19 protein-coding genes, 1 tRNA gene, 1 other RNA gene and 2 pseudogenes are annotated in these 23816 nt (G+C 38.4%); 13 read left to right on the top strand and 10 right to left on the bottom strand.

From position 1 onward, the window contains the following. Nucleotides 1-90: 90 nt before the first annotated feature. The 7 genes and pseudogenes from rpsG to metG form a co-directional block, all read right to left on the bottom strand. A complete protein-coding gene (gene rpsG / locus A4A70_RS02235; RefSeq protein ID WP_067568038.1) occupies nt 91-561 on the bottom strand; it encodes a 30S ribosomal protein S7 in 471 nt (156 codons plus the stop codon). A 55-nt stretch (nt 562-616) separates the two neighbouring features. After that, nucleotides 617-991 (bottom strand): 30S ribosomal protein S12, encoded by a 375-nt coding sequence (gene rpsL / locus A4A70_RS02230; protein WP_067568036.1) that lies wholly within the window; start codon nt 989-991, stop codon nt 617-619. 160 nt (nt 992-1151) lie between these two features. Further along, the gene (gene tusB, locus A4A70_RS02225; RefSeq protein ID WP_067568034.1) at nt 1152-1439 is read right to left on the bottom strand and encodes a sulfurtransferase complex subunit TusB; all 288 of its coding nucleotides are present in this window, start codon (nt 1437-1439) and stop codon (nt 1152-1154) included. Nucleotides 1440-1453: 14 nt separating this feature from the next. Continuing rightward, entirely contained in the window at nt 1454-1816 is a 363-nt protein-coding gene (tusC, locus tag A4A70_RS02220) for a sulfurtransferase complex subunit TusC (RefSeq protein WP_067568032.1), read from the bottom strand. 4 nt (nt 1817-1820) lie between these two features. Next, a complete protein-coding gene (gene tusD / locus A4A70_RS02215) occupies nt 1821-2192 on the bottom strand; it encodes a sulfurtransferase complex subunit TusD (RefSeq protein WP_067568030.1) in 372 nt (123 codons plus the stop codon). A 304-nt stretch (nt 2193-2496) separates the two neighbouring features. Next, nucleotides 2497-3726: an MFS transporter gene (locus tag A4A70_RS02210; protein WP_082798880.1), complete on the bottom strand. Its 1230-nt coding sequence runs from the start codon at nt 3724-3726 to the stop codon at nt 2497-2499. Between the two features lie 213 nt (nt 3727-3939). Next, a pseudogene (metG, locus tag A4A70_RS02205) lies at nt 3940-5592 on the bottom strand (methionine--tRNA ligase); the annotation flags it as partial. 309 nt (nt 5593-5901) lie between these two features. On the opposite strand from metG, the gene A4A70_RS02200 reads away from it, so the two are divergent. The 5 genes from A4A70_RS02200 (at nt 5902) to trpS (ending at nt 9802) form a co-directional block, all read left to right on the top strand. Then, nucleotides 5902-5986 (top strand) — tRNA-Leu (locus A4A70_RS02200). A gap of 591 nt (nt 5987-6577) precedes the next feature. After that, complete coding sequence (locus A4A70_RS02195) at nt 6578-7012, top strand: DNA polymerase III subunit psi (protein WP_067568026.1); 435 nt, start codon at nt 6578-6580, stop codon at nt 7010-7012. 284 nt (nt 7013-7296) lie between these two features. Further along, entirely contained in the window at nt 7297-7821 is a 525-nt protein-coding gene (gene aroK, locus A4A70_RS02190) for a shikimate kinase AroK (protein WP_067568024.1), read from the top strand. Between the two features lie 259 nt (nt 7822-8080). Continuing rightward, nucleotides 8081-8764: a ribulose-phosphate 3-epimerase gene (rpe, locus tag A4A70_RS02185; RefSeq protein WP_067568023.1), complete on the top strand. Its 684-nt coding sequence runs from the start codon at nt 8081-8083 to the stop codon at nt 8762-8764. A 33-nt stretch (nt 8765-8797) separates the two neighbouring features. Continuing rightward, entirely contained in the window at nt 8798-9802 is a 1005-nt protein-coding gene (trpS, locus tag A4A70_RS02180; protein ID WP_067568021.1) for a tryptophan--tRNA ligase, read from the top strand. Nucleotides 9803-9821: 19 nt separating this feature from the next. Here trpS and ligA read toward each other — a convergent pair whose 3' ends face one another. Further along, nucleotides 9822-11654 carry an NAD-dependent DNA ligase LigA gene (gene ligA / locus A4A70_RS02175; protein WP_082798879.1) on the bottom strand — a complete coding sequence of 611 codons (1833 nt, stop codon included), beginning with the start codon at nt 11652-11654 and terminating at the stop codon, nt 9822-9824. Between the two features lie 739 nt (nt 11655-12393). Between ligA and ptsH the strand changes: the two genes are divergently transcribed. Together ptsH and ptsI are read left to right on the top strand one after the other, a co-directional pair. Then, on the top strand, nt 12394-12648 hold the full coding sequence (ptsH, locus tag A4A70_RS02170; protein ID WP_067568019.1) for a phosphocarrier protein Hpr: 255 nt from the start codon (nt 12394-12396) through the stop codon (nt 12646-12648). A 63-nt stretch (nt 12649-12711) separates the two neighbouring features. Continuing rightward, the gene (gene ptsI / locus A4A70_RS02165) at nt 12712-14427 is read left to right on the top strand and encodes a phosphoenolpyruvate-protein phosphotransferase PtsI (protein WP_067568017.1); all 1716 of its coding nucleotides are present in this window, start codon (nt 12712-12714) and stop codon (nt 14425-14427) included. Nucleotides 14428-14835: 408 nt separating this feature from the next. Here the strand turns inward: ptsI and mnmG are convergent, their stop codons facing one another. After that, the gene (gene mnmG, locus A4A70_RS02160) at nt 14836-16725 is read right to left on the bottom strand and encodes a tRNA uridine-5-carboxymethylaminomethyl(34) synthesis enzyme MnmG (RefSeq protein WP_067568015.1); all 1890 of its coding nucleotides are present in this window, start codon (nt 16723-16725) and stop codon (nt 14836-14838) included. 537 nt (nt 16726-17262) lie between these two features. Between mnmG and ffs the strand changes: the two genes are divergently transcribed. Then, nucleotides 17263-17360, top strand: an RNA gene (gene ffs, locus A4A70_RS02155) — signal recognition particle sRNA small type. Nucleotides 17361-17395: 35 nt separating this feature from the next. Here ffs and hha read toward each other — a convergent pair. Continuing rightward, the gene (gene hha, locus A4A70_RS02150; protein WP_067568013.1) at nt 17396-17599 is read right to left on the bottom strand and encodes a hemolysin expression modulator Hha; all 204 of its coding nucleotides are present in this window, start codon (nt 17597-17599) and stop codon (nt 17396-17398) included. Between the two features lie 311 nt (nt 17600-17910). Here hha and dnaX point away from each other — a divergent pair. From dnaX to hemH, 5 genes and pseudogenes are all read left to right on the top strand, one after another. After that, nucleotides 17911-19020, top strand: a pseudogene (dnaX, locus tag A4A70_RS02145) (DNA polymerase III subunit gamma/tau); the annotation flags it as partial. Between the two features lie 566 nt (nt 19021-19586). Continuing rightward, nucleotides 19587-19916 (top strand): YbaB/EbfC family nucleoid-associated protein, encoded by a 330-nt coding sequence (locus A4A70_RS02140; protein ID WP_067568011.1) that lies wholly within the window; start codon nt 19587-19589, stop codon nt 19914-19916. A gap of 141 nt (nt 19917-20057) precedes the next feature. After that, complete coding sequence (gene htpG, locus A4A70_RS02135) at nt 20058-21965, top strand: molecular chaperone HtpG (protein ID WP_173644522.1); 1908 nt, start codon at nt 20058-20060, stop codon at nt 21963-21965. A 127-nt stretch (nt 21966-22092) separates the two neighbouring features. Continuing rightward, a complete protein-coding gene (gene adk, locus A4A70_RS02130) occupies nt 22093-22737 on the top strand; it encodes an adenylate kinase (protein ID WP_067568325.1) in 645 nt (214 codons plus the stop codon). Nucleotides 22738-22783: 46 nt separating this feature from the next. Next, the gene (hemH, locus tag A4A70_RS02125) at nt 22784-23749 is read left to right on the top strand and encodes a ferrochelatase (RefSeq protein ID WP_067568007.1); all 966 of its coding nucleotides are present in this window, start codon (nt 22784-22786) and stop codon (nt 23747-23749) included. The last annotated feature ends 67 nt before the right edge of the window (nt 23750-23816 follow it).

Raw genomic sequence — 23816 nt, 5'->3', positions numbered from 1 at the left:
AATCCTCGATTACTGGAATTTCGATACTAACCACCAGGATGGAACGCTTCATAAACTTCTGCTAGTTTAACAGTGACTACTATAACACGATTACCAGCGATAATGAGTAAAGGCCTTATTTGCATCTGCCATACGGTGAACATCTTCACGTTTCTTCACAGCAGTACCTTTATTTTCTGCTGCATTGGAAAGTTCGTTTGCTAAACGCAGAGCCATAGATTTATCACTGCGCTTACGAGCAGCTTCAACGATCCAACGCATTGCAAGGGCATGACGACGGATCGGACGAACTTCTACTGGGACCTGATAGGTTGACCCACCAACACGGCGCGACTTGACTTCAACAGTTGGACGCACATTATCTAGTGCAATTTCAAAAACTTCCAGATGGTTTTTACCAGAACGCTGAGCAATGGTCTCAAGTGCAGTATAGACGATTGCTTCTGCTGTAGATTTCTTACCATTGACCATCAAAATATTAATAAATTTTGCTAAAAGCTCAGATCCAAACTTCGGATCTGGCAGTATTTTACGTTGACTAATAACGCGACGCCGTGGCATAAATATACTCCATTGCTAATTCATAATTATTCAAAATTAGATCAAGTACTTCATCTTAAGCCTTTGGCTTCTTCACGCCGTACTTAGAGCGGCCCTGCTTGCGATCTTTAACACCTGAGCAGTCAAGGGTGCCACGAATAGTGTGGTAACGGACACCTGGTAAGTCTTTAACGCGACCGCCACGGATCAGAACCACTGAATGCTCCTGAAGATTATGCCCCTCACCACCAATATAAGAGGTAACTTCAAAACCATTAGTTAAGCGAACTCGGCATACCTTCCGCAGAGCGGAATTCGGTTTTTTTGGAGTGGTAGTATACACTCTAGTACATACGCCACGTTTTTGAGGGCACGATTCCAACGCCGGAACATTGCTTTTAGCAACTTTTATAGAACGTGGTTTTCGTACTAGCTGGTTAATTGTTGCCATTTAATACAGTTCCTAGATTTTTTTACTTAAAAAATGTATTTTTTCTTTTATTCTAAATGATAAGAAGAAATGAATAACTAAAAAGCAAAAATTATATATCTAACAGATAACAGTGTCAAGATAAGTATATATGATGTAAAATATATAATTTTATAATCACTTACCATGCCATACACTGTGGGTGTTTTTCTGTCAAGCCAACAAAATCAGTATAACTAATCATTATTATATTACGCGAAAAATAAGTTGTCAGCCCTCGAGCTGTAATATCATTTAAAAGAGCATAGAGAGTTAAATTAGTAGCGCTAAGTAGACGCCAGGCCGATGTTCCTGAAAGACCAGCAATAACACCATCAGACAGTAATAGCAGACAATCGCCTAGCTGTACGGTACGTAGCAGAGCCTTGAGATCAAAATTATATGGAGAACGACTCAGAATATATAGCATCTGTACTTATTAGTTTAGAACGTCAACATAAAATTAAAGTTATCTAGGCACTTGCGCCATTCTTTTGCCGGTAGCAATTTAGGTTTTAGCACCCAGCTACTAGCGTTAGTAACTAGTCCTCTCTCAGCTACCGAGTCAGCGCAAATGTATAGTTGATACTTATCATACAGTGATAGAACGCCGAAAGTAGCAATAAAGTTCCGCGCTAAAATATGCGCTGGCTGCTGCTGTGCCAGTAGCAATAAAACGCCGTCTGAAATAAAAAAAACACCGATATCTTCATTTAGTACAGAAGTCGCCAGCAGAGCATCTAATCCTTCTCTTCCAGCGGCAGAGCCATGCGGTCCGGAGGTGAAAACAAATGCAATACTATTCATTTTTCTAAAACTGAATAAAACGATCGCATTCGAGCAAGGCCTCAGCTAGTTTGCCTAGGCCGCTGAGATGAAAGCTCGACTGGAGATTATCTCCGGCTAAAGCAATTAGTTCCGCTTGCTCAGCATTGGTTACACCGCGACGTAGCGCAGCGGCAATACAGACATGCAGGGTAATCTGATACTGTGTCGCTAGCTTATGCCAAGCACGTACAATATCCACCTCATCAATAGCCGGAGCACTAAAGCGGTTGGCATTATATACCCCTTCTTGATAGAAAAAGATGGTGCTAATTTGGTGCCCACTCGCAAATAGTGCTTGCGAAAACTGCAATGCACTGCTAGCGCGTTGGTTACCATAAGCCGGGCCAGTAACCATCAAACAATAAAGAAGACTCACTGCTTAAAAACCACTAAATTTACGCCTCTTAAATTGAGAGATTGTAAAAAATAAGCCGTATTGCTTAAAAAGCAGATAAGCTTTATTTATAGAAATAAATAGAATTTTTCTTTAAAAATATCAATAATTTTAAAAAATGTATTTTAGTTTTTTAGTTAAAATCTGCCTCCTAGAAGGAGGTTATGATAAGCCGGTTTCCGTAACTATTATCTTTTAAGCAGTTACCTGTAAATTACTAATTTACTATTTTATGTAGGATCTATGTTTTTACAAAATAATACTATTACTCGCCAGTACGACTACACTTTATAGCTAGAAGAAAACCTTTCAAAAATAAATATAAACTTAATAGTGTTGCCAACATCATTACTACAAAGATAGTTATTGGTGGTGTATATGTTAGTAATATGCCGGTTAATAAAGGATTGACCGCACCACCCAGACTACTGATATTTTGCATGCCGTAATAGCTACCTTTTAGATTGGTAGGTGCTATAAAATCGACAAATATATATTCAACTGGAATGAAAATAATCTCTCCAAGCGAGAAAATAGCGATAGCTATAATCCATAATTGAATAGAGCGCTGCGCAAAAATAATTAATATTAGTCCGCAAAGAAAAAATATACTACCAAAGGTGAGCCATTTCATTAGAGCCTCACGGGTAATATTACGGCTAATTAAGTATTGTAACAAAACAACGATACTGGCATTTATTGGCAAAATTATGCCTAATACCTTATAGGCAAAGTCAGGATCAAAGGCAATCATTAAATATTGGGAAATGCAGCTTGCAAATTGGCTACTAACAAAACTACCAAGTGTGCCACCGAGAATGAACCAAACAAAACGCCAATCACGGCTTAGAATAGATAATGTTTGGCTAAAATTATATCGTTGTTTAGTCACAGACGAGCTTTTCTCTACCTTTTGCTGTGGCGTAGATCCGAAGTTTGGTAGCAATTTACCCAATAGCAAAGTGGCCATTAAACTTATAATACCAGCTAAAAAAAAAGGAGATAGCGGATGCTTAACGGCTATCGCAACGCTAAGAGGAGGACCAACTGCCCAACCCACGTTAACTAGAGTATGGTTAGCAGAAAAAGCCTTAATGCGATCGCTGACTGTCAGCCATTCTGCCAAAATAGCTTTTATACTCAGACTGAAGAGTGAGTAAGAAAAGTTTATTAACGCCATCAGTATAATAAGAAATATTACTGAAGCGGTTAAAGGTAACAAGAAAAAGCTAACACCCAAACATACCATAGAGCATAAAATTAAGCGTGTCTTAGGAAAGCTATCTACTAGATAACCACCATATAGGCTTAACAAAATAGCTAAAGTTAAACCGGCGCCCAGTACTAACCCAGTTTGCACGGGTGTCATAAAGCGTTGTTGTGTTAAAAAAATAGCTAGAAACGGTAGCGTTAGCCCGCGTCCGATTGTTAAAATTAATGACGTAAGCAATAGCGCTCTAATTAACGGGGGAGCTCCTTTCATAACATCATACATCCATGTTTATTTTATATCGACTTTTAGAATAGCGCTAATTTAGCTATCACTATTACATTTTAATAGTTAGGTGGTGTTCTAAAAAATGTATAAATTTCTTTTTTTATTTTTAGATAGATAAGCAATCTAGAGACTATCCGATAGTAATCGGGTTTATTTTTATTAATGTTTTAGCAGCCTTTAGCATCTTGCTGGCTCATTAGCCATTGCTGCTTCCTGGATTGAAGTATTAATCATGTTCTCTACAGTAGCCATTTCGATACGGTTAAATAATGTCTTAAAAGACCGAATACGGTGGGCACCTAGCGGAGACTCGATAGAGTTCCAAGTCAGCGATGAATTGAGAAATACTTCAGCTCGCTCTGCGAGCGATGGTAGAACCGGTTTTAAATACGTCATCAATAATCGGAATAGTTCAATACCCATTGAACATATTTTTTGCAGATCTTCATCTCGTCCCTTTTGCTTCGCTACGCTCCAGGGAGCCTGTTCATCCACATAGCGATTTGCTAGATCTGCCAGTGCCATGATCTTGCGGATAGCACGGCTAGTTTCCCTATTGCTATAAGCCTCACCTATAGATATTGCAGCCTCAACAAAAGTATCATACAGAGCCTGATCGGTAAGGCTAGATTTAGTAGATAATTGGCCATTAAAGCGTTTATTAATAAAGCTCGCATTACGCGAAGCTAGATTTACAACTTTATTGACTATATCGGCATTCACCCGTTGCACAAAGTCTTTTAGGTTGAGATCAATATCATCTATGCGAGAAGACAGTTTAGCTGCATAATAATAACGTAAGCAATCCGCATCCAGATATGCTAAATAGGTACTGGCTTTAATGAATATACCCCTTGATTTAGACATCTTAGTGCCGTTAACAGTCAAATAGCCATGAACAAACAAATTGGTTGGCTTGCGAAAATGGCTGCCTTCTAGTATGGCCGACCAAAATAGACTATGAAAATAAACGATATCTTTACCAATAAAATGGTAAAGATCTGCTTTGGAATCAATATTCCAAAACTCATCAAAACTGATGTTACTGCGTTTACGACAGAGATTCTCAAAAGAACCCATATAACCGATAGGAGCATCAAGCCAGACATAAAAGTATTTACCCGGTGAATCTGGTACTTCAAAACCGAAATAGGGTGCATCACGGCAAATATCCCACTGCTTTAATCCTGATGCGAACCACTCTTGCATTTTATTTGCTACTTGCTCTTGTAGTGCTCCGGAGCGCGTCCAAGCCTGTAGCATCTCACTGAAAGCTGGCAAATCAAAGAAAATATGCTCGGATTCCCTTATTTCTGGGGTGACTCCAGAAACAGCAGACTTAGGATTAATGAGATCAGTCGGATTATAGGTTGTACCACAGACTTCACAATTATCACCATATTGATCAGATGAATAACATTTTGGGCAGCTTCCTCTTACAAAACGATCGGGCAGAAACATACCTTTTTCTGGATCGAATAACTGAGCAATATTATGTGATTTAATAAAACCATTCTCTTTTAGCCTCTGATAGATAATCTTAGACAACGCGTAATTTTCCTCGCTATGCGTTGAATGGTAGTTGTCATAACTTATATTAAACCCTTTAAAATCTTTCTGATGCTCTAGGTTAATTTTATTTATCATCGCTTCAGGGGTTATACCCAACTGTTGCGCTTTTAGCATAATAGGGGTACCATGAGCGTCATCGGCACAGATAAAATAAACCTGATTACCACGCATTCGTTGGTAACGAACCCAGATATCTGCCTGAATATGCTCTAGCATATGGCCAAGATGAATGGAACCATTAGCGTATGGTAATGCACAAGTTACCAATATTTTCTTTGCTACTTGAGTCATAGTAAAATATGCTTTTATGAAATATAAATAAGAGTAGTTAATGATGGTAACTGATAAAGATGTTTCAAATAAACAAAAAATGGCTGTTTTTTTAATTTTAAATTTTAAAAATGCCATTTAATTTTAAATTAAAATAATTATTCTAAATTACAGTTTTATTCAAAAATATATACTATGTAATTATAGTATAGTTATTCATACCTAGTCTAGGTCAATATGAGTAAATTTTAAGATTCAATGCTTTGTATGAAATATAGCTAACATTAAAAAGCAGATTATTATTTATCAATTTATATAATATCATTGTATGCCGAAGTGGCGAAATTGGTAGACGCAGTTGATTCAAAATCAACCACCTTCAGGTATGCCGGTTCAAATCCGGCCTTCGGCACCAATAACATATATTAACGTAGTATTAAATTAATTGGTACTAAGTTCATTAGTAATGATTTTAATTAAATTAAGAAAAATAGATGATTCTGTAATTTTGCGTTTGTTTACTGAAAAACGCACTCTACATATTTTAGTTTATTAAACGCTTGATCAACTTTAAGATGACTATCTTGTGCAAACATATGTGATAGCTACCAAATACTTTATCAAGTAGATCAGCTTAAGAAAGAAAAGCTTTCAATAAAAGTAACATACCTAGCTGCCAGCGTAGGCGCTGCCGGACGATATTAGTTACAATCTGGTAGATTTAAGGTAAAAAGTAACAATTATTAGCTGTCTTTTTTTGAGAAGTTGGGCACCACGCTTCTAACATTACTTCTGTACTGCTTATGACTTCAAAAATAAAGTTAGTATATCAAAGCCCTCTACTAGCTTGGTATGTTTATACCAAGCAGTATGAACCCGTAAAAACCTACATATGAATGCTATATATCAACGGCTATTATAATTTTCTTTTAAAACATTTTTTTTTGCTGACGAAGAATGAATCAACTATTACGATTATAAATTATGGTTAGTGAATAACAAGAAAATGACAACAAAGCGCGACTGGATGTTAAAACGACTGGGAATTACCCAATGGAAACTGCGACGTCATTCATTATTGCAGGGAGAATTTACGGTTAAATTACCCAATAATGTTTATTTATTATTAGTAGCTAATTCACCTCCTCAAGTAAATCTACCGCTGGTAGCCGATATAGCACGCAGTTTGAAGCTAACTCCAGAACAAATTTATGCTCTGACGCCTAAACAGGTAATGATGTTACCAGACGACGTGTGCTGTCACTGCTGGTGGATTGGACTTAAAGCCTGTCGAGAGTTTGAAGGGTTTGCTTTTTTTAGCTCATCGCTTGCAGCGCTGGCGGATAACGCAGAAGCAAAACGAGTATTATGGCGACAGCTAATTTATAATGAACACAATATATTTACACATAATATGTGTAGAATAAAGCATCGTGACTAACTTAGTCAAATTAGGTAGGTTACCTCAATATTAATTTATAAACTACTAACTATTAGTTATAATTTAATTAGCATTAGTTTGCTACTACCAGCTAATTTACTTACAATATTAAGATATATTTATAATTTTAATTAAAGATAAATAATTTAATATATACCATATCAAATGATATATATTAAATTAATCTAACTAATAATTTTATTAGTTATAAGACTACCAAGCAAGCAAATAGTTTAATAGAGCAAAAATTATAACGAATAATCTTAGTAAATAAGACCTACTATATGGCAGAAAAACGCAATATTTTTTTAGTTGGGCCTATGGGTGCAGGTAAAAGTACTATTGGACGTCAGTTAGCTCAACAACTTAATTTAAAGTTTTTTGATTCTGATAAAGAAATTGAGCGAAGTACTGGGGTTGATATAGGCTGGGTATTTGACTTGGAAGGTGAAAATAGCTTTCGCAATCGCGAAGAAAGAATTATCAACGAATTAACGAAAAAGAGGGGAATTATACTGGCTACTGGCGGCGGCTCTGTAAAAATGAGGGAAACTCAAAATCTACTAACCGCCCGCGGTGTGGTTGTTTATCTCACAATAACCATTGAAAAACAGCTCGCCCGGACTAAATATAATAAACATAGACCACTGTTACAGCAACTAAAAGTGCCGACACGCGATTTTTTAGAAGAACTAGCGCGCGATCGTGATCATCTATATAAAAAAATTGCAGATATAACTATTAGTACCGATAAACAAAATACTAAAATTATTACTAATAGAATAATCAATATCTTAACAAGTAGTTAAATAACTTAACGCAATACTAACAAAGCCATCAAAGCCATAATTTAAGGTAATAAAAATATATAAATGTATTGTTCTATTAACTATCAATAATAGTTATTTATTTAATAAATTATATTTTTTTCTAGACCTAAAAACATAATAAAGCGATGCTAATCTTATTGTGACTTAGGAGTAATATTTTCTGGTTGATTAAATACTATACCGTAGCTGCACTAGATCTCTGTAGTGCTGAATTGACCTTCAATGAAGATAGATACGAATGAAAAAATATTTGATGGCCCCCTCTATTCTATCAGCTGATTTCGCTCGTCTAGGTGAAGATACTGCCCAGGTTATTTCTGCTGGGGCTGATGTAGTTCATTTTGATGTAATGGATAATCATTATGTTCCTAATCTTACTATAGGACCTATAGTATTAAAGGCTTTGCGTAACTATAGTATCAATGCCCCCATTGACGTACATTTAATGGTAAAACCAGTAGATAGCCTGATACTAGATTTCGCTGCTGCAGGTGCAAACTACATTACTTTCCATCCCGAAGCAACAGAACATATTGAACGCTCGCTGCAACTTATTAGAGAGCAGGGATGTAAAGCCGGACTAGTTTTTAATCCTGCTACCCCTTTAAGCTGTTTAGAGTATGTACTAGATAAGCTTGATGTCATCTTATTAATGTCGGTTAACCCTGGATTCGGTGGCCAGTCTTTTTTACCTTCTACTTTTAATAAACTGCATCAGGCACGTCGCCTTATCGATCAAAGCGGATATGATATTCGCTTAGAGGTTGATGGTGGCGTAAAAGTGGATAATATTGGCACCATTGCCGCTGCCGGCGCAGATATGTTTGTAACAGGCTCAGCTATTTTTAGCCAGAATAACTATCGGACAGTAATTAATGCCATGCGCCGTGAAATAGCAGGAGCATTGATAAATCAGATATAACAAATCTTTAAGAAGAGATATAAAAAGTTAAACATGATTAAGCCTATCGTATTTAGCGGCACGCAGCCATCAGGAGAATTGACCATCGGTAACTATCTTGGTGTACTGCGGCAGTGGGTTAGTATGCAAGATGATTACGAGTGTATTTATTGTATTGTTGATCTGCATGCTATTACCGCCCGTCTTGATGCACAGCAACTGCGTAATAAATCGCTGGATGTTTTGGCCCTGTATCTGGCCTGCGGTATCGATCCTACCAAAAGCACAGTATTTATTCAGTCGCATGTGCCAGAACATAGCCAATTAGGCTGGTTATTGAACTGTTATACTTATTACGGTGAGCTAAGCAGAATGACCCAGTTCAAAGAAAAATCTGCCAGCTATGTGAAAAATATCAACGTTGGATTATTTGATTATCCAGTGTTGATGGCGGCAGACATTCTACTTTATCAAACTCATCAGGTGCCTGTGGGGGAAGATCAGAAACAGCATCTAGAGTTAAGCCGTGATATAGCCAAGCGCTTTAACGCTCTATACGGCAATATTTTTACAGTACCGGAGCCTTTTATTCTTCAAACTGGCGCTAGGGTAATGTCATTACTAGACCCTCTGAAGAAAATGTCGAAGTCTGATATTAATCGTAATAACGTCATTACTCTTCTAGACGATCCTAAATCTGTAGTGAAAAAATTTAAACGTGCAGTTACCGATTCAGATAAGCCGCCAGTAATACGCTACGATCCAGTAGCGAAGCCTGGCGTTTCCAATTTGCTTGATATTCTATCCGGAGTAACCGGCACGCCAGTGGCAAAACTAGAAAAAAAGTTTGCAGGTAAAATGTATGGGCATCTAAAAACTACAATTTCTGATGCTGTATTAGAGATGTTAAACGCGTTGCAGGTCCGTTACTATGCCCTGCGCGCAGACGAAACTTATCTAAGGCAAGTGCTTCGCACAGGAGCTGAAAAAGCCCGAATCCAAGCTAGCCTGACACTAGCAAAAGTGTACGATGCGGTAGGCTTAATCAATAAATTTTAATATTTTAATAGATTAAAACCTATCCAAGCTTGCTACTTAATTTAGCAGTAGTACCGCCTGCTGGCGAGACGGTTGGCTGTGACCAATTAATACCTATCTCCGGACTTAATAGCTCTTGTAGCAGAGCAAGATTCTGGCGTTCTTCAAAAAATTGACGTATGTAGGCTGCTATTAGATTACCAATATCCTGCACGTCTGTCAGTGACTCAATATCGGCAGCTATCAAAGCATCAATTGTGCCATAGGCCACCGCTAGGTTAGCGGCAATAGTTTGCCCCACATTACGGATACCCAACGAATAAATAAAACGCGTAAAAGTCGTTTTCTTAGCCTTTTCCAGTTCCTCAATCAGGCTCTGTGCTGACTTCGGTCCCATTCTTGCCAGTTTAGTGGTTAAGATACCTTTTGTTAGACGGAACAAATCGGCTGGGTTTTTAACCAGTTCATGCTCAATCAGCTGATCGATAATTTTATCGCCCATACCTTTAATATTCATTGCCCGGCGAGATACGAAATGTTTCAGCGACTCCTTACGCTGTGATCTGCAGATCAGTCCAGCGATACAGCGTAGAACCTTTTCCCCCGCCACACATTCTAAATCTGATCCGCACACCGGGCATTGCTTCGGAAACACTACCTGACGAGCATCTGATGGTCGTTCTTCAGCTACTACCCCGATGATTTGGGGAATAACATCGCCGGCGCGGCGCAGTATTACTCTGTCGCCAATCATCAGTCCTAACCGATTTATTTCATTAAAATTATGCAAAGTAGCTTTGCTTACTATAGCACCAGAAACTAACACTGATTCAAGCCGTGCCACCGGTGTAATAGCGCCGGTACGCCCTACCTGAAATTCTACATCAATCACCCGTGTTAACTGCTCCTGCGCCGGAAATTTATATGCAATAGACCAGCGCGGTGCGCGGGTCAGTAAACCTAACCGTCGTTGTAGCGGCAACGAATCAACTTTAATTACAACGCCGTCGATATCAAAACCAAGATTTGGCCGCACCTTATAAACTTGCTGATAAAAAGCTAGTACCGCCTCTTTACCAGTACAGCGAAACATACAGTTGCTCACCGGAACACCCCATGCTTTGTATTGCTGCAGCCGTTCCCAATGGCTTTCCGGAAGTTCGCTTCCCTCCAATAAGCCATCACCGTAACAGTAAAACTTTAGTGGTCTTCTGGCAGTAATTGATGGATCCAGCTGGCGTAAAGATCCAGCTGCAGCATTGCGCGGATTTGCGAAAATTTTTCCACCTTCCCGTTTAGCGGTCTCGTTAAGCCTTAGGAAACCTATTTCTGACATAAATACTTCACCCCGAATTTCTAGTCTACTTGGTAGGTTACCGTATGTTTTTAGGCGTAGAGGAATGGTACGAATGGTCCGTACGTTGGCAGTGATATCTTCACCGGTAGTGCCATCGCCGCGTGTAGCGGCTCGTATAAGCTTGCCGTGTTCATACAGCAGACTAACCGCTAGACCATCTAGCTTCAGTTCACAGCAATAGGTTATATCATCTTTACGATTTAGTATTTTATGCACACGCTCATCAAAAGCGAGGAAACCTGACTCTTCAAATACGTTATTGATGGATAGCATTGGCACCTCATGGTGCACCTGACTAAAGATGCTTTGTGCCGGTGATCCTACCCGTTGGCTGGGTGAATCAATAGTAAGAAGATCTGGCCATTTACTCTCCAACACACATAATTGCGCCATCACCCGATCATATTCGCTGTCTGAAACTTCTGGGGAGTTTTCCACATAATATTGGTATTCCCAATGGCGCAACTTTTCGCACAACCGCAGAATATTTTTTTTAACTTTTTTAATCTGTTCCATGATGCACCATCAGCAATATCGACTACTATAGACTGAATACTGGCAAATTAATTTTCATAACTTATATAAGTAACCAGGATTAATTAGTTATTAATGTTGTTCATACTAATATAGGGTACTATTCTATGTTATTTATGTCATAGCTCCATGCACTCATAATAATTAATACTGAAAACATCAAAGCATATCAAGGACAACAAATAATAACTATTAAATAGCTTAAATTAATTGATTAATATTCGCTAATCTAGTATTAATAAATAGAGTAAAAGAAGTATAATGAGAGCTGCTTTTAACACAAGTTGATAACAAAATCTTTGTACGTTGTCTTTTAACTAATAAGACAAAAATGTATCTTACTTTTAGTAAAAAATAATTTTCTTGTTACTACTATTACAGTTAATTTAAACTATAATAGTATATAATACTTATGGTTAAGTAAATATTCTAGTTATTAGATCTTTCTGTTTAAGAATAATTAGTTTCTTAATAATTAAGAAATAATTTTACTATTTACTACTTAAATATAAAACTATATTAGATAGATTAATTAATATTAATAATTTAATATTAATAGTTAATTATAAGATAAACAAGTTAACCCGTGAATGCTCTACAATCAATTTATAAAAACCTAATTATTTTTTTATAGGGCTAAAATAAGCCTTACTTATACTATTAAAGACTATACTAACTTAGTGTAACACTAGTGTCATATCATAAGTAAAATGGGGGGAATATGTACCAACAAGAAATTACGATTACTGCTTTAAACGGCTTACATACGCGTCCTGCTGCACAATTTGTCAAGGAAGCTAAAGGCTTTAGTTCTAAAATTACAGTAACATCCAACGACAAAAGTGCTAGTGCAAAAAGCCTATTTAAACTGCAAACTCTCGGGCTAAAGCAAGGTACAGTAGTTACTATAACTGCAGAAGGTGAAGATGAAAAAAAAGCAGTTGAACATTTAGTTAAACTTATGGCAATGTATTAAGTAATACACTGCCTGATCTTTTTAGGCAAAAAGGTCTTATACTTAGTAAGGTAATATGGTATTATGATTTCAGGAATTTTAGCATCACCAGGGATAGCCTTTGGTAAAGCGCTGCTTCTGAAAGAAGATGAAATAATCATCAACAAAAAAAAAATCAAAACAGATCAGATTGATCTGGAGATTAAGCATTTTCTTGTCGGCCGCGCTAAATCTTCTAACCAATTAAAAGAGATAAAAATCAAAGCAGTTAGAAATTTTGGTAAAGATAAAGAAGCCATATTTGATAGCCATATCATGTTATTAGAAGATGAAGAATTTGAACAAGAAATAAGATCGTTTATCAAAAATAACCTCTCTAGCGCAGAAGAAGCTGTCTATTCAATCATTGAGAACCAGGCAAAAGCGTTAGAAAAAATAGATGACGAATACCTTAGAGAGCGCGCTACAGACATCCGTGATCTCGGTAAACGATTATTGCGTAATATGCTCGCGATGCCGATAATTAATTTAAGCGACCTAAATGAAAAAGTCGTACTGGTAGCAGAGGATCTGACACCTTCGGAAACTGCTCAGCTAAATCCTAACAAAGTATTAGGGTTAGTAATTGATCTAGGCGGCCGTACTTCCCATACATCTATTATGGCACGCTCACTAGAATTGCCTGCTATCGTTGGCACCGGTAATATCACCAAACAAGTCTCCAATGGAGACTACGTTATAATTGATGCAATCAATAACCAAATTTATATTAATCCAGAGCAAGCAGTGATAAAAGAGCTGAAGATGCTGCAGAGTAAGTATTATGCCGAAAAGCGAGAACTAGCAATTTTTAAAAATCTTCCTGCAATTACTCTAGACGGGCATCAGATAGAAATCTGCGCTAATATTGGCTCTGTGCGAGATGTAGCCGGTGCTAAGCGCAATGGTGCCGATGGTATTGGGCTTTATCGTACAGAATTTCTATTCATGGATCGTGATTCTTTGCCCAGCGAAGAAGAACAGTTTGAAGCTTATAAAAACGTTGTAGAATCAATGCCTAACAGTGCTATTATCGTGCGTACCATGGATATTGGTGGCGATAAAAATCTGCCATATATGAATTTTCCTAAAGAAAATAACCCGTTTCTCGGCTGGCGTGCTATTCGTATCGGACTATCTCGCAAAGAGATACTACATGCACAGCTGCGTGCTATTTTGCGCGCCTCGGCGTTTGGTCAACTACATATCATGTATCCAATGATAATTTCGGTTGAAGAAGTACGAACCCTAAAATTAGAACTTGATCTACTGAAAGCACAATTAAGAGAAGAAGGTCAAGCCTTCAATGAAGACATTGCAGTTGGGGTTATGGTAGAAACCCCTGCTGCTGCGGTAATCGCGCATCATTTAGCAAAAGAAGTTGATTTTTTTAGTATTGGGACAAACGACCTGACCCAATATACTCTTGCTGTGGATCGCGGTAATGAGCTAATCTCTCATCTTTATAATCCCCTGTCTCCGGCAGTACTAAAATTAATTAAACAAGTCATTGATGCTGCGCATGCTGCGGGTAAATGGGCAGGTATGTGTGGTGAGTTAGCGGGAGATGAACGTGCTACCCTACTGTTATTAGGAATGGGATTGGATGAATTTAGTATGAGTTCTATCTCTATCCCCCGCATAAAAAAAATTATTCGTAATACTAATTTTAGTGATGCAAAGACCTTAGTAGAAGAAGCATTAGCTAAGCCAACAGCGGAAGAATTGATAAGTTTAGTCAATAAATTTATTGAAAAATAAATACGTAATTAAAGCTTATATAGCATAAAACTATTGTTGAGCCATGCTGAAACAGCTAATTTAGCTATCTTTAGTAATTATTTGAAGCATTCACAGGTTTCTTACACATTCATTCATTTAGTTAGTTACAAACTGACTATGTTCTGGGTAGTCAATTTTTTAGAATTATAAAAAATATTGTGTAATCTGACAAAAAAACATTAATATATCGCCTCCTAGCATCCTATTAGTTATTGTAATAATGATAGATATTACTTTTTCTTCATTCAATCAATACAGCAAGTGTAGTAATACTAAACGATGGAATCCCTTTAGCTAGGTACTAAAGCCTACATGTTTAACGTACTAGGAATTAGCTTAGTAACATTAAGCATTATGATACTAATCATGTTAGTATATAACCTAATATTAGGTATTATGATATAGTAGTCCTTGTTTTTTCAACCATACCAATAAAATAGATATTGCCGCTGGTGTAACGCCAGAAATGCGCGAAGCCTGGCCAATTGAGGTAGGTTTGTGATCATTAAGTTTTGCTATTACCTCGCTTGATAATCCGGTAATAGAACCAAAATTTATATTTTCTGGCAACATTGTATGTTCATGACGCATTTGACGCACGATTTCTTTCTTTTGACGGTCGATGTAGCCTTGATATTTAATCTGTATTTCAACTTGTTCAGCAGCTTTTCTATTCAATAGTGCCGGACCAAAATTTTCGATTTTAGTCAGCTGTGAGTAGTCTATCTCTGGACGACGTAGCAGATCTTCCCCGTTAGCCTCATACTCGAGAGGAACTTTGATAAGTGCGTTAAGTTTTTCTATACCCTTGCTACTTGGATATATCCAAGTAGCACGTAGACGCTGACGCTCACGCTCGATGGTTTCCTGTTTAGCGCAGAAAGATGCCCAGCGCTCATCATCTACCATCCTCAACTGCCTGCCAATTTCGGTCAGGCGCAGATCAGCATTATCTTCACGCAGCAGCAACCGGTATTCTGCACGTGAGGTGAACATGCGATAAGGCTCTTGTGTACCTAATGTACATAAATCATCTATCAGCACGCCTAAATATGCTTCACTGCGGCTAGGGGCCCAACCATCTTTATCCATGGCTAAGCGGGCTGCATTTAGTCCAGCGAGCATGCCTTGGGCTGCAGCTTCCTCATAGCCAGTAGTACCGTTAATTTGACCGGCAAAGAATAAACCATTGATTAGTTTGCTTTCTAACGTTAATTTAAGGTCGCGTGGATCGAAAAATTCATAATCAATCGCATACCCTGGACGCATGATGCGGGCATTTTCCAGTCCCTGTATGGAATGCACAATTTTTATTTGTATGTCTAACGGTAGACTAGTTGAGATGCCATTAGGATAAATTTCTTGACTAGTTAGTCCTTCTGGTTCTAAAAATATCTGGTGCGCTTCGCGATCTGTGAAGCGCATAACCTTATCTTCTATGGACGGACAATAACGTGGCCCGACACCTTCAATCATCTCAGCGTACATTGGACTACGATTCAAATTATGGCGAATAACTTCATGGGTATTGTCATTGGTATACGTGATATAGCAGGGTACTTGCCGAGGATGTTGATTTATGTTTCCTAAAAAGGAAAATACTGGCAGCGGATCGTCGCTATATTGAATAGCTAGACGTTTAAAGTCGATGCTGCGCGCGTCAAGACGTGGTGGGGTGCCAGTTTTTAATCGATGTATCCTAAATGGAAGTTCGCGTAAATATCTTGACAGAGACAAAGATGGCTGATCGCCAGCTCGTCCTCCGCTATAATGATCCATGCCAATGTAGATTTTACCATCAAGAAATGTTCCTACTGTTAGGACTATAGCACGAGCACTAAATTTAATTCCTATCTGGGTTACAACGCCTACAACCCGATCATCATCGACGATTAGATTTTCCACGGATAACTGTAAGATCATAAGATGAGGCTGATTTTCTAACGCTTGGCGTACAACTTGACGGTAAAGTACGCGATCAGCCTGAGCGCGCGTGGCTCTTACTGCTGGGCCTTTACTAGCATTTAGTATCCTGAATTGGATACCTGCTTGATCTATTGCTTTTGCCATCAAACCACCCATTGCATCGATTTCTTTAACTAAATGTCCTTTACCGATACCACCAATAGCTGGATTACAGGACATTTGGCCTAGCGTATCAATATTATGTGTTAGTAATAGAGTAAGGCATCCCATACGAGCCGACGCTATTGCTGCTTCTGTACCTGCGTGACCACCGCCAACAATAATAACGTCAAAATTATCTGGATAAAACATGATAAAAAACCTCACATAACAACTTAAAGTTAAGCTGGATACTAAATATTAAAAATTAATTATAGTATTAAATATAATATTTATATATTAAAATATAAAATATTATATTTAATACTTAATAAAGATAATCTTCAGCCCATTTTTTTAAAAAAAATACAGAGATCATGCTTATTTAATTTATACGTAACTAGATAAAATCTAGTAAAACTAATTTGTAGTACTCTAGGTAGAGTAAAAGTGTTGCTGATTAACAGGTTTATTGTTGATCAAATCTATCTAATTACATTTTTGGCAAACCTCCAGAAATATTTAGTATTTATTTAAAATAAAACTGGTGTACTTTGTAACGATAAAGTGTAATATCTTCATTTAAAAATAATAAAATTGCTAAAAATAACAGTTATATCTTGACTTATTTTCATAGTTCTAGGTAGTATAGATAGACTACTACTATCTAGTCAGATGATTTTAAGTAAAAAAAATTAAGTAAAAATAATTTTTAGCATTTTTATTAATATAAATAAGTTATAAAGGTTCAGTTAGTGCTCTTGCAACACTAACTTGTACACTTGGTCAGGTCCGGAAGGAAGCAGCCGCAACAAGAGCTACGTGTGTGCTAGGTATTGCTAACTGGGCCTCCACTAATCATTGCTAACATAGAGATTTATTCTTAACGTACATATTTCCAGACAAAAATCGGAATTTTATCATAAAATTTGTTCATTGTTAGTTCTGCCAACCGATGATCTGCGGCTGAATTAAATATTTCTAGTTTATCATCAGATAGTTCATACTTATTTTTTTCAATAACTCTTTCAAGAGTTTCTAATGTTTGGCACTTTCTTAACAGCATTAAATAATCAATCTTTTTCATTTTTTACCTTATTTATTTAAAAATAAACTATTTAATAATGCATGGATAGACTACTCTTTCTTAAAGAAAGAAGAGTAAAGGCATTGATACGGTTTTTCAGGGCTTAGTGTTAGTAGTAACTAATGTTGGATCTTTACTTGTGTATTTTTACACAGCATAGGCTGTAGCTGGTAGCAATCTATAGGTAATCTTGAACTATGATTTAAGATATATTAACAGATATATTAACATAAACTATTTTAATTTATTTTCTAGGTACGAACTAATCTTCTTTAGATCATATTATTTATTAAATCTCTTTTAATTTACTCATGAGCTACCAGGTACTTGCTCGTAAGTGGCGTCCGCAAACATTTGCAGATGTAGTAGGGCAGGAACATATCTTAACAGTATTAGCTAATTGCTTTTTATTAGGCAGGATTCATCATGCCTATCTGTTATCTGGTACGCGTGGCGTGGGTAAAACCACTATTGCTCGTCTAATGGCTAAAGGATTAAATTGTGAAACTGGTATTACCGCGACTCCTTGTGGTCAATGCGCGAATTGTCTCGAAATCGAGCAGGGCCGTTTTGTTGATCTGATGGAAATAGATGCTGCCTCACGCACAAAAGTAGAGGATACTAGAGAACTACTAAATAATATTCAGTACTTACCGGCACGCGGACGCTTCAAAGTTTATCTTATTGACGAAGTACACATGCTGTCCCGTCACAGCTTTAACGCATTGCTTAAGACGCTAGAGGAGCCTCCTGAGCACATTAAATTTTTACTAGCCACCACTGATCCGCAAAAATTGCCAGTAACTATTTTATCTCGCTGTTTACAATTTCATCTTAAGGCGCTCGATATTGAGCAAATCTGTAACCACTTGGTAAAAGTGTTGCAGTATGAGCATCTCAAGGCTGAGCCGCTGGCGCTAAAATTATTAGCTCGCGCCGCAGAAGGTAGCATGCGCGATGCCCTGAGTCTTACCGATCAGGCTATCGCCATGGGGCAGGTCGTGATTAGCGCAGATACGGTAAAGATGATGCTTGGTAGGCTGAATACCGAGCAGCCACTGGCGCTACTCGAATCACTGGTCGCTGCTGACGGCAGGGCGATGATTGCGCAACTATCTCAATATGCGGCCCGCGGTATAGACTGGGAAAGTCTGCTGGTAGAGATGCTATCTTTGTTGCACCGCATAGCTATGGGACAACTTCAGCCGGATCAACTAGGTGACTACGAAGAGCATAATGTACTGTCGCGCTTGCGTGAATTATCACAGCGACTGCCGCCAGAAGATTTACAATTGTATTACCAGATTCTGTTGGTAGGGCGTAAAGAACTGCTTTATGCTCCTGACCGCCGAATGGGGGTTGAAATGACTTTGTTACGTGCCTTGGCGTTTCATCCTAAGGAACATTTTAGCTCAGCCGAATGCACCGTAGGCAGAACTTAGCATTCTTGGGTGAAGAGAGTAACGCTCTTCGTTACTTTGTTATATCCCCCCTAGCTTAATAGATCTAGATTAAGCAGGCCTGCCGAGCTCGGTGACGCCTATTCTAGCGCCGTAGTGCTGAAATATGGTATGCTTAATTTCAATTGATTCGAACGGGGCAGTAAGTAAAGCTACCAGCAGTAATCAGGGTTATGCTGAAGCAACTAACTATTTAAAAAGTATAATATCTTAGCGCAATTTAGTGTTTTGCTCAGTGTTGTGCTCGAAGCACTCGGTGCTGATTTAGATATATTAACATGAACATTAACTTAAGATAATGATCCTGAAATAAAAACGCTGTTTGAATGGCAGCAGACTATCTATAAAATCAAAAATTGATATAGGCGAGAAAGCTTATAATAAGTGATTATCACGATTATAATATATTATACATTTTTTCCGCTGAGTTGGATGAAAATAATATCCATTATAATATAACCTGTAGCAAATAATAGCAAATATATACCGCCAGCGCTACTTGACGTAGCTAAGTAAAAGAGAACACTATGTTTAGTAAAGAAGGAATGGGTAATTTGATGAAAAAAGCCCAGCAAATGCAGGGGAAAATGCAGCGTATGCAAGAAGAGATTGCGCAGCTGGAAGTTACCGGAGAATCGGGCGCTGGTATGGTTAAAGTCACTATTAACGGCTCGCACAATTGCCGTCGCGTAGAAGTAGATCCCACTCTTTTGGATGACGATAAAGAGATGCTGGAGGATCTAATTGCTGCAGCCTTCAATGATGCTGCACGCCGTATTGCTGAAATCAAGAAGGAAAAAATAGCAGCTGTCTCTAGTAGCATGCAGCTTCCTCTTGATTTTAAAATGCTCTGCTAATGATGAGAGGCTGTTGATTAACAACAGCACCAATTTTTATTTTTTTATTGAAATATAACTAGATTATCCCAATTTACCGGGATAATGCTGTTTTTTAAACAGCCTGTTTGGTTGTCTTTAGTCAAGAGGTGTTATATGAGTATGAGAAGACAAGAAACTTGCGGATTCCAATCTGAAGTCAAGCAACTACTATATCTGATGATACATTCGCTTTATTCTAATAAAGAAATTTTTCTGCGCGAGCTTATCTCCAATGCTTCAGACGCAGCAGATAAATTGCGTTTTCTTGCACTATCACAGCCAAATTTATATGAAGGAGATGGCGATTTGCGTGTTCGGCTTTCCTGTAATAAAACACAACGTACTATTATCATTAGCGATAATGGTATTGGCATGCGACGTGAGGAAGTAATAGATAATCTTGGAACTATTGCTAAATCTGGTACTAAAGCTTTTCTTAAATTAACTGGTTCAGATAAGCTGAAAGATAGTCAGCTTATTGGACAGTTCGGTGTTGGTTTTTACTCAGCGTTTATTGTAGCAGATACAGTTACTGTGCGTACTCGTGCTGCTGGTACTAGCCCCGAAGAAGGTGTATTTTGGCAGTCTAACGGCGAAGGCGATTATACTATTGCCGATATCAACAAGCCGGAACGTGGTACAGACATCACTCTACATCTGCGTGAAGGAGAAGACGAATTCCTAGATGATTGGCGTCTTAAGAGCGTGATTGGAAAATATTCCGATCATATTGCCCTGCCAGTAGAAATTCAGACTTCCATAAAAAAAGCAAGGGAGGGTAGCGAAGAGGGAGAAGAGAAAGAGGTAGTAACCTGGGAAAAAGTCAACAAGGCGCAAGCACTATGGACCCGCAATAAGGCAGAAATAAGTGATGAAGAGTATAAAGAATTCTATAAGCATCTATCCCATAATTTTAGCGATCCGCTAATCTGGAGCCATAACAGAGTTGAAGGAAAACAAGAGTACACCAGCTTGCTTTATATCCCGTCACAGGCTCCTTGGGATATGTGGCATCGTGAGCATAAACATGGGTTAAAACTTTATGTGCAGCGCGTGTTTATTATGGATGATGCCGAACAATTTATGCCAAATTACCTGCGTTTTGTTAAGGGAATAATTGATTCTAACGATCTGCCGCTAAATATCTCTCGCGAAATTTTGCAAGATAGCCGCCTTATCAATAATCTTAAAGGCGCCATGACTAAACGCGTGCTAAGCATGTTAGATAATCTAGCTAAGGATAATCCTGAGCAATACCAATCCTTTTGGCAAAATTTTGGGCTAGTACTGAAAGAAGGTCCCGGCGAAGATCCAAACAACATTAAAACTATCGATAAATTACTGCGTTTTGCCTCAACCTACGGCGACAGTGCAGCGCAAAACGTAACATTGGAAGATTACGTTAACCGCATGGTTGAAGGGCAAGAGAAAATTTACTACATCACTGCCGACAACTATGCAGCCGCAAAAAGTAGCCCTCATTTAGAACTGTTATACAAAAAAGGCATTGAAGTAATCCTGCTTTATGAGCGTATCGATGAATGGATGATGAGCTATTTAACAGAATTTGATGGTAAATCGTTCCAATCAGTTAGCAAAGTAGATCCGTCACTAGAAAAGCTAGTTAATAAGGAAAGTTCAGAACAAAAAGAAGCCAAAAAGGCGTTGGAACCTTTCGTCGAGCGAGTAAAAATATACCTCGGTGAACGAATTAAAGAAGTTAGGTTTACTCATCGTTTGACTGATACTCCGGTAGTAGTTACTACTGCAGCCAACGATATGACTACGCAAATGGCTAAAATATTTGCTGCTACAGGACAGTCTTCTCCTGAGATCAAGTATATTTTTGAACTTAACCCGGAACATAAGCTAGTAAAAAGAATCGCAGAAATAGGCGAGGATGTGTTGTTTGGAGAATGGATCGAGTTATTGCTCGATCAAGCTTTGCTTGCAGAGCGAGGAACACTTGAAGATCCTAACCAGTTCATCCAACGCATGAACAAATTATTGAGCGCCAATAGCTGTTAAAATTAATATAGTATAGTTCCGATATGCCCGCCCCGATCTAACGGGGCGGGCAAATATCTGGTCGTATTCTTCAGGCTCATATAAAAGCTTACTAGTTGCATTTAGTGTAGGGAGGCTATACTCAATGCTGAATATTATTTTATTAGGCGCCCCTGGCGTCGGTAAAGGTACTCAAGCAAAATTTATTATGGAGAAGTACAGCATTCCGCAAATTTCCACTGGTGAGATGTTGCGTGCTGCAATAAAAGCTCAATCTGAACTAGGTAAAAAAGCAAAAGTGCTAATGGATGTAGGCAAATTAGTTAATGATGAGCTGGTGATTACTTTAGTAAAAAAGCGCCTTAAACAAAAAGATTGCCGTTATGGGTTCTTACTTGATGGGTTCCCCCGCACAATTTCCCAAGCTAATGCTCTAAAAGAAACAGGTATTTTGGTAGATTATGTACTGGAACTTGCGGTACCAAATGAAGTTATCGTTGATCGTATCGTAGGTCGTAGGATACATGGCCCTTCAGGCCGAGTTTATCATGTTAAATTTAATCCGCCTAAGCGAGACTGTAAAGACGATGTTACCGGTGAGCCTCTAATTACCCGTCAGGACGATCTGGAAGATACCGTACGCAAACGTCTCGTTGAATATAATCAGCAAACTGCTCCGGTAATAGATTATTATCGTAAAGAGTTCAAGAGCGGCCACATCCGCTATGTGGAGATCGACGGTACCCGTAAAGTTGCTGACATCAGCGCTGAGTTAGCCGAAATTCTTGGCTAATTTTAAGCTAAAGATCTCTTATCTTACCGACGCTAAGGAAGCGGCAATGAGCCATGAAAATTACGGTTTATTGATGGTCAATTTGGGCACACCGAATGCTCCCACACCTAAGTCGGTAAAACGTTATTTAGCTGAATTTCTCAGCGATCGGCGCGTTATAGACATGCCGCGCGCGCTGTGGTTACCGCTGCTCTATGGCGTTATTTTGCCGCTACGTTCACCACGATTAGCTAAAATTTATAAAAGTATTTGGATGGAGGAAGGTTCTCCGTTGATGGTGTATAGCAGTCGCCAGAAGCAAGCTTTGGCTGCTAGTTTGCCTGATGTCACCGTAGAGCTAGCGATGAGTTATGGTCAACCAGCACTACCGCAGGCGATAGCGCACCTGTATGCAAAAAATATCACCTGGCTTGTAATTTTACCATTGTTTCCACAATATTCTAGTTCAACCAGTGCCGCTATTTGGGATGCTGTTGCGCGTATCCTAACTGATTATCGTCGTTTGCCTTCGATAAGATTTATCCGCGATTACGCGCAACATCCTGCTTATATTGCTGCACTTAAAGCAAGTATTTCACGCACGTTCGTGCAATATGGTCAGCCTGACCGGCTAGTTATGTCGTTCCATGGTATACCAATGCGCTACGTTAAGGAAGGCGATGACTACCCACAGCGTTGCAAAGCCACGTTTCAGGCTCTGACAGCAGCGTTAGATTATCCGGCAGAAAGAGTAATAATGACCTTCCAGTCGCGCTTTGGTAGCGATCCCTGGCTACTACCAGCTACGGATAAAATTATGAAGCTACTTCCGACTCAGGGCGTTAATCATGTACAGGTTCTTTGTCCTGGATTTGCTGCTGATTGTTTGGAAACATTAGAGGAAATACAAGTTAAAAATCGTAAAATATTTGAATATGCCGGCGGAACATCGTTTCATTATATTCCAGCACTGAACGACGACGCAGCCCATGTAGCGCTACTCCGCCAGCTGGTTATAGCTGAGTTACGGTAATTTTTAAGGAATGGTCTTTTTTAGTAAAATGTTTAACTTGGTTAGTTAAAACTTATTTAAGTACTCT

Origin of the sequence: Candidatus Hoaglandella endobia (assembly GCF_900044015.1) — a bacterium.
Classification (GTDB): Bacteria; Pseudomonadota; Gammaproteobacteria; order Enterobacterales; family Enterobacteriaceae; genus Hoaglandella; species Hoaglandella endobia.
The sequence above is the reverse complement of the archived record's forward strand: the minus strand, read 5'-3'. Positions and strand labels throughout refer to the sequence as shown.

What these genes read in the sequence shown, in the direction of transcription:
- hemH (WP_067568007.1), top strand. Translation starts at nt 22,784, where the DNA reads ATGAGCCATGAAAATTACGGTTTATTGATGGTCAATTTGGGCACACCG.
- trpS (WP_067568021.1), top strand. Translation starts at nt 8,798, where the DNA reads ATGATTAAGCCTATCGTATTTAGCGGCACGCAGCCATCAGGAGAATTG.
- A4A70_RS02140 (WP_067568011.1), top strand. Translation starts at nt 19,587, where the DNA reads ATGTTTAGTAAAGAAGGAATGGGTAATTTGATGAAAAAAGCCCAGCAA.
- hha (WP_067568013.1), bottom strand. Translation starts at nt 17,599, where the DNA reads ATGAAAAAGATTGATTATTTAATGCTGTTAAGAAAGTGCCAAACATTA.
- aroK (WP_067568024.1), top strand. Translation starts at nt 7,297, where the DNA reads ATGGCAGAAAAACGCAATATTTTTTTAGTTGGGCCTATGGGTGCAGGT.
- tusB (WP_067568034.1), bottom strand. Translation starts at nt 1,439, where the DNA reads ATGCTATATATTCTGAGTCGTTCTCCATATAATTTTGATCTCAAGGCT.
- A4A70_RS02210 (WP_082798880.1), bottom strand. Translation starts at nt 3,726, where the DNA reads ATGTATGATGTTATGAAAGGAGCTCCCCCGTTAATTAGAGCGCTATTG.
- ptsI (WP_067568017.1), top strand. Translation starts at nt 12,712, where the DNA reads ATGATTTCAGGAATTTTAGCATCACCAGGGATAGCCTTTGGTAAAGCG.
- htpG (WP_173644522.1), top strand. Translation starts at nt 20,058, where the DNA reads ATGAGAAGACAAGAAACTTGCGGATTCCAATCTGAAGTCAAGCAACTA.
- mnmG (WP_067568015.1), bottom strand. Translation starts at nt 16,725, where the DNA reads ATGTTTTATCCAGATAATTTTGACGTTATTATTGTTGGCGGTGGTCAC.
- tusC (WP_067568032.1), bottom strand. Translation starts at nt 1,816, where the DNA reads ATGAATAGTATTGCATTTGTTTTCACCTCCGGACCGCATGGCTCTGCC.
- ligA (WP_082798879.1), bottom strand. Translation starts at nt 11,654, where the DNA reads ATGGAACAGATTAAAAAAGTTAAAAAAAATATTCTGCGGTTGTGCGAA.
- rpe (WP_067568023.1), top strand. Translation starts at nt 8,081, where the DNA reads ATGAAAAAATATTTGATGGCCCCCTCTATTCTATCAGCTGATTTCGCT.
- rpsG (WP_067568038.1), bottom strand. Translation starts at nt 561, where the DNA reads ATGCCACGGCGTCGCGTTATTAGTCAACGTAAAATACTGCCAGATCCG.
- tusD (WP_067568030.1), bottom strand. Translation starts at nt 2,192, where the DNA reads ATGGTTACTGGCCCGGCTTATGGTAACCAACGCGCTAGCAGTGCATTG.
- ptsH (WP_067568019.1), top strand. Translation starts at nt 12,394, where the DNA reads ATGTACCAACAAGAAATTACGATTACTGCTTTAAACGGCTTACATACG.
- rpsL (WP_067568036.1), bottom strand. Translation starts at nt 991, where the DNA reads ATGGCAACAATTAACCAGCTAGTACGAAAACCACGTTCTATAAAAGTT.
- A4A70_RS02195 (WP_067568026.1), top strand. Translation starts at nt 6,578, where the DNA reads ATGACAACAAAGCGCGACTGGATGTTAAAACGACTGGGAATTACCCAA.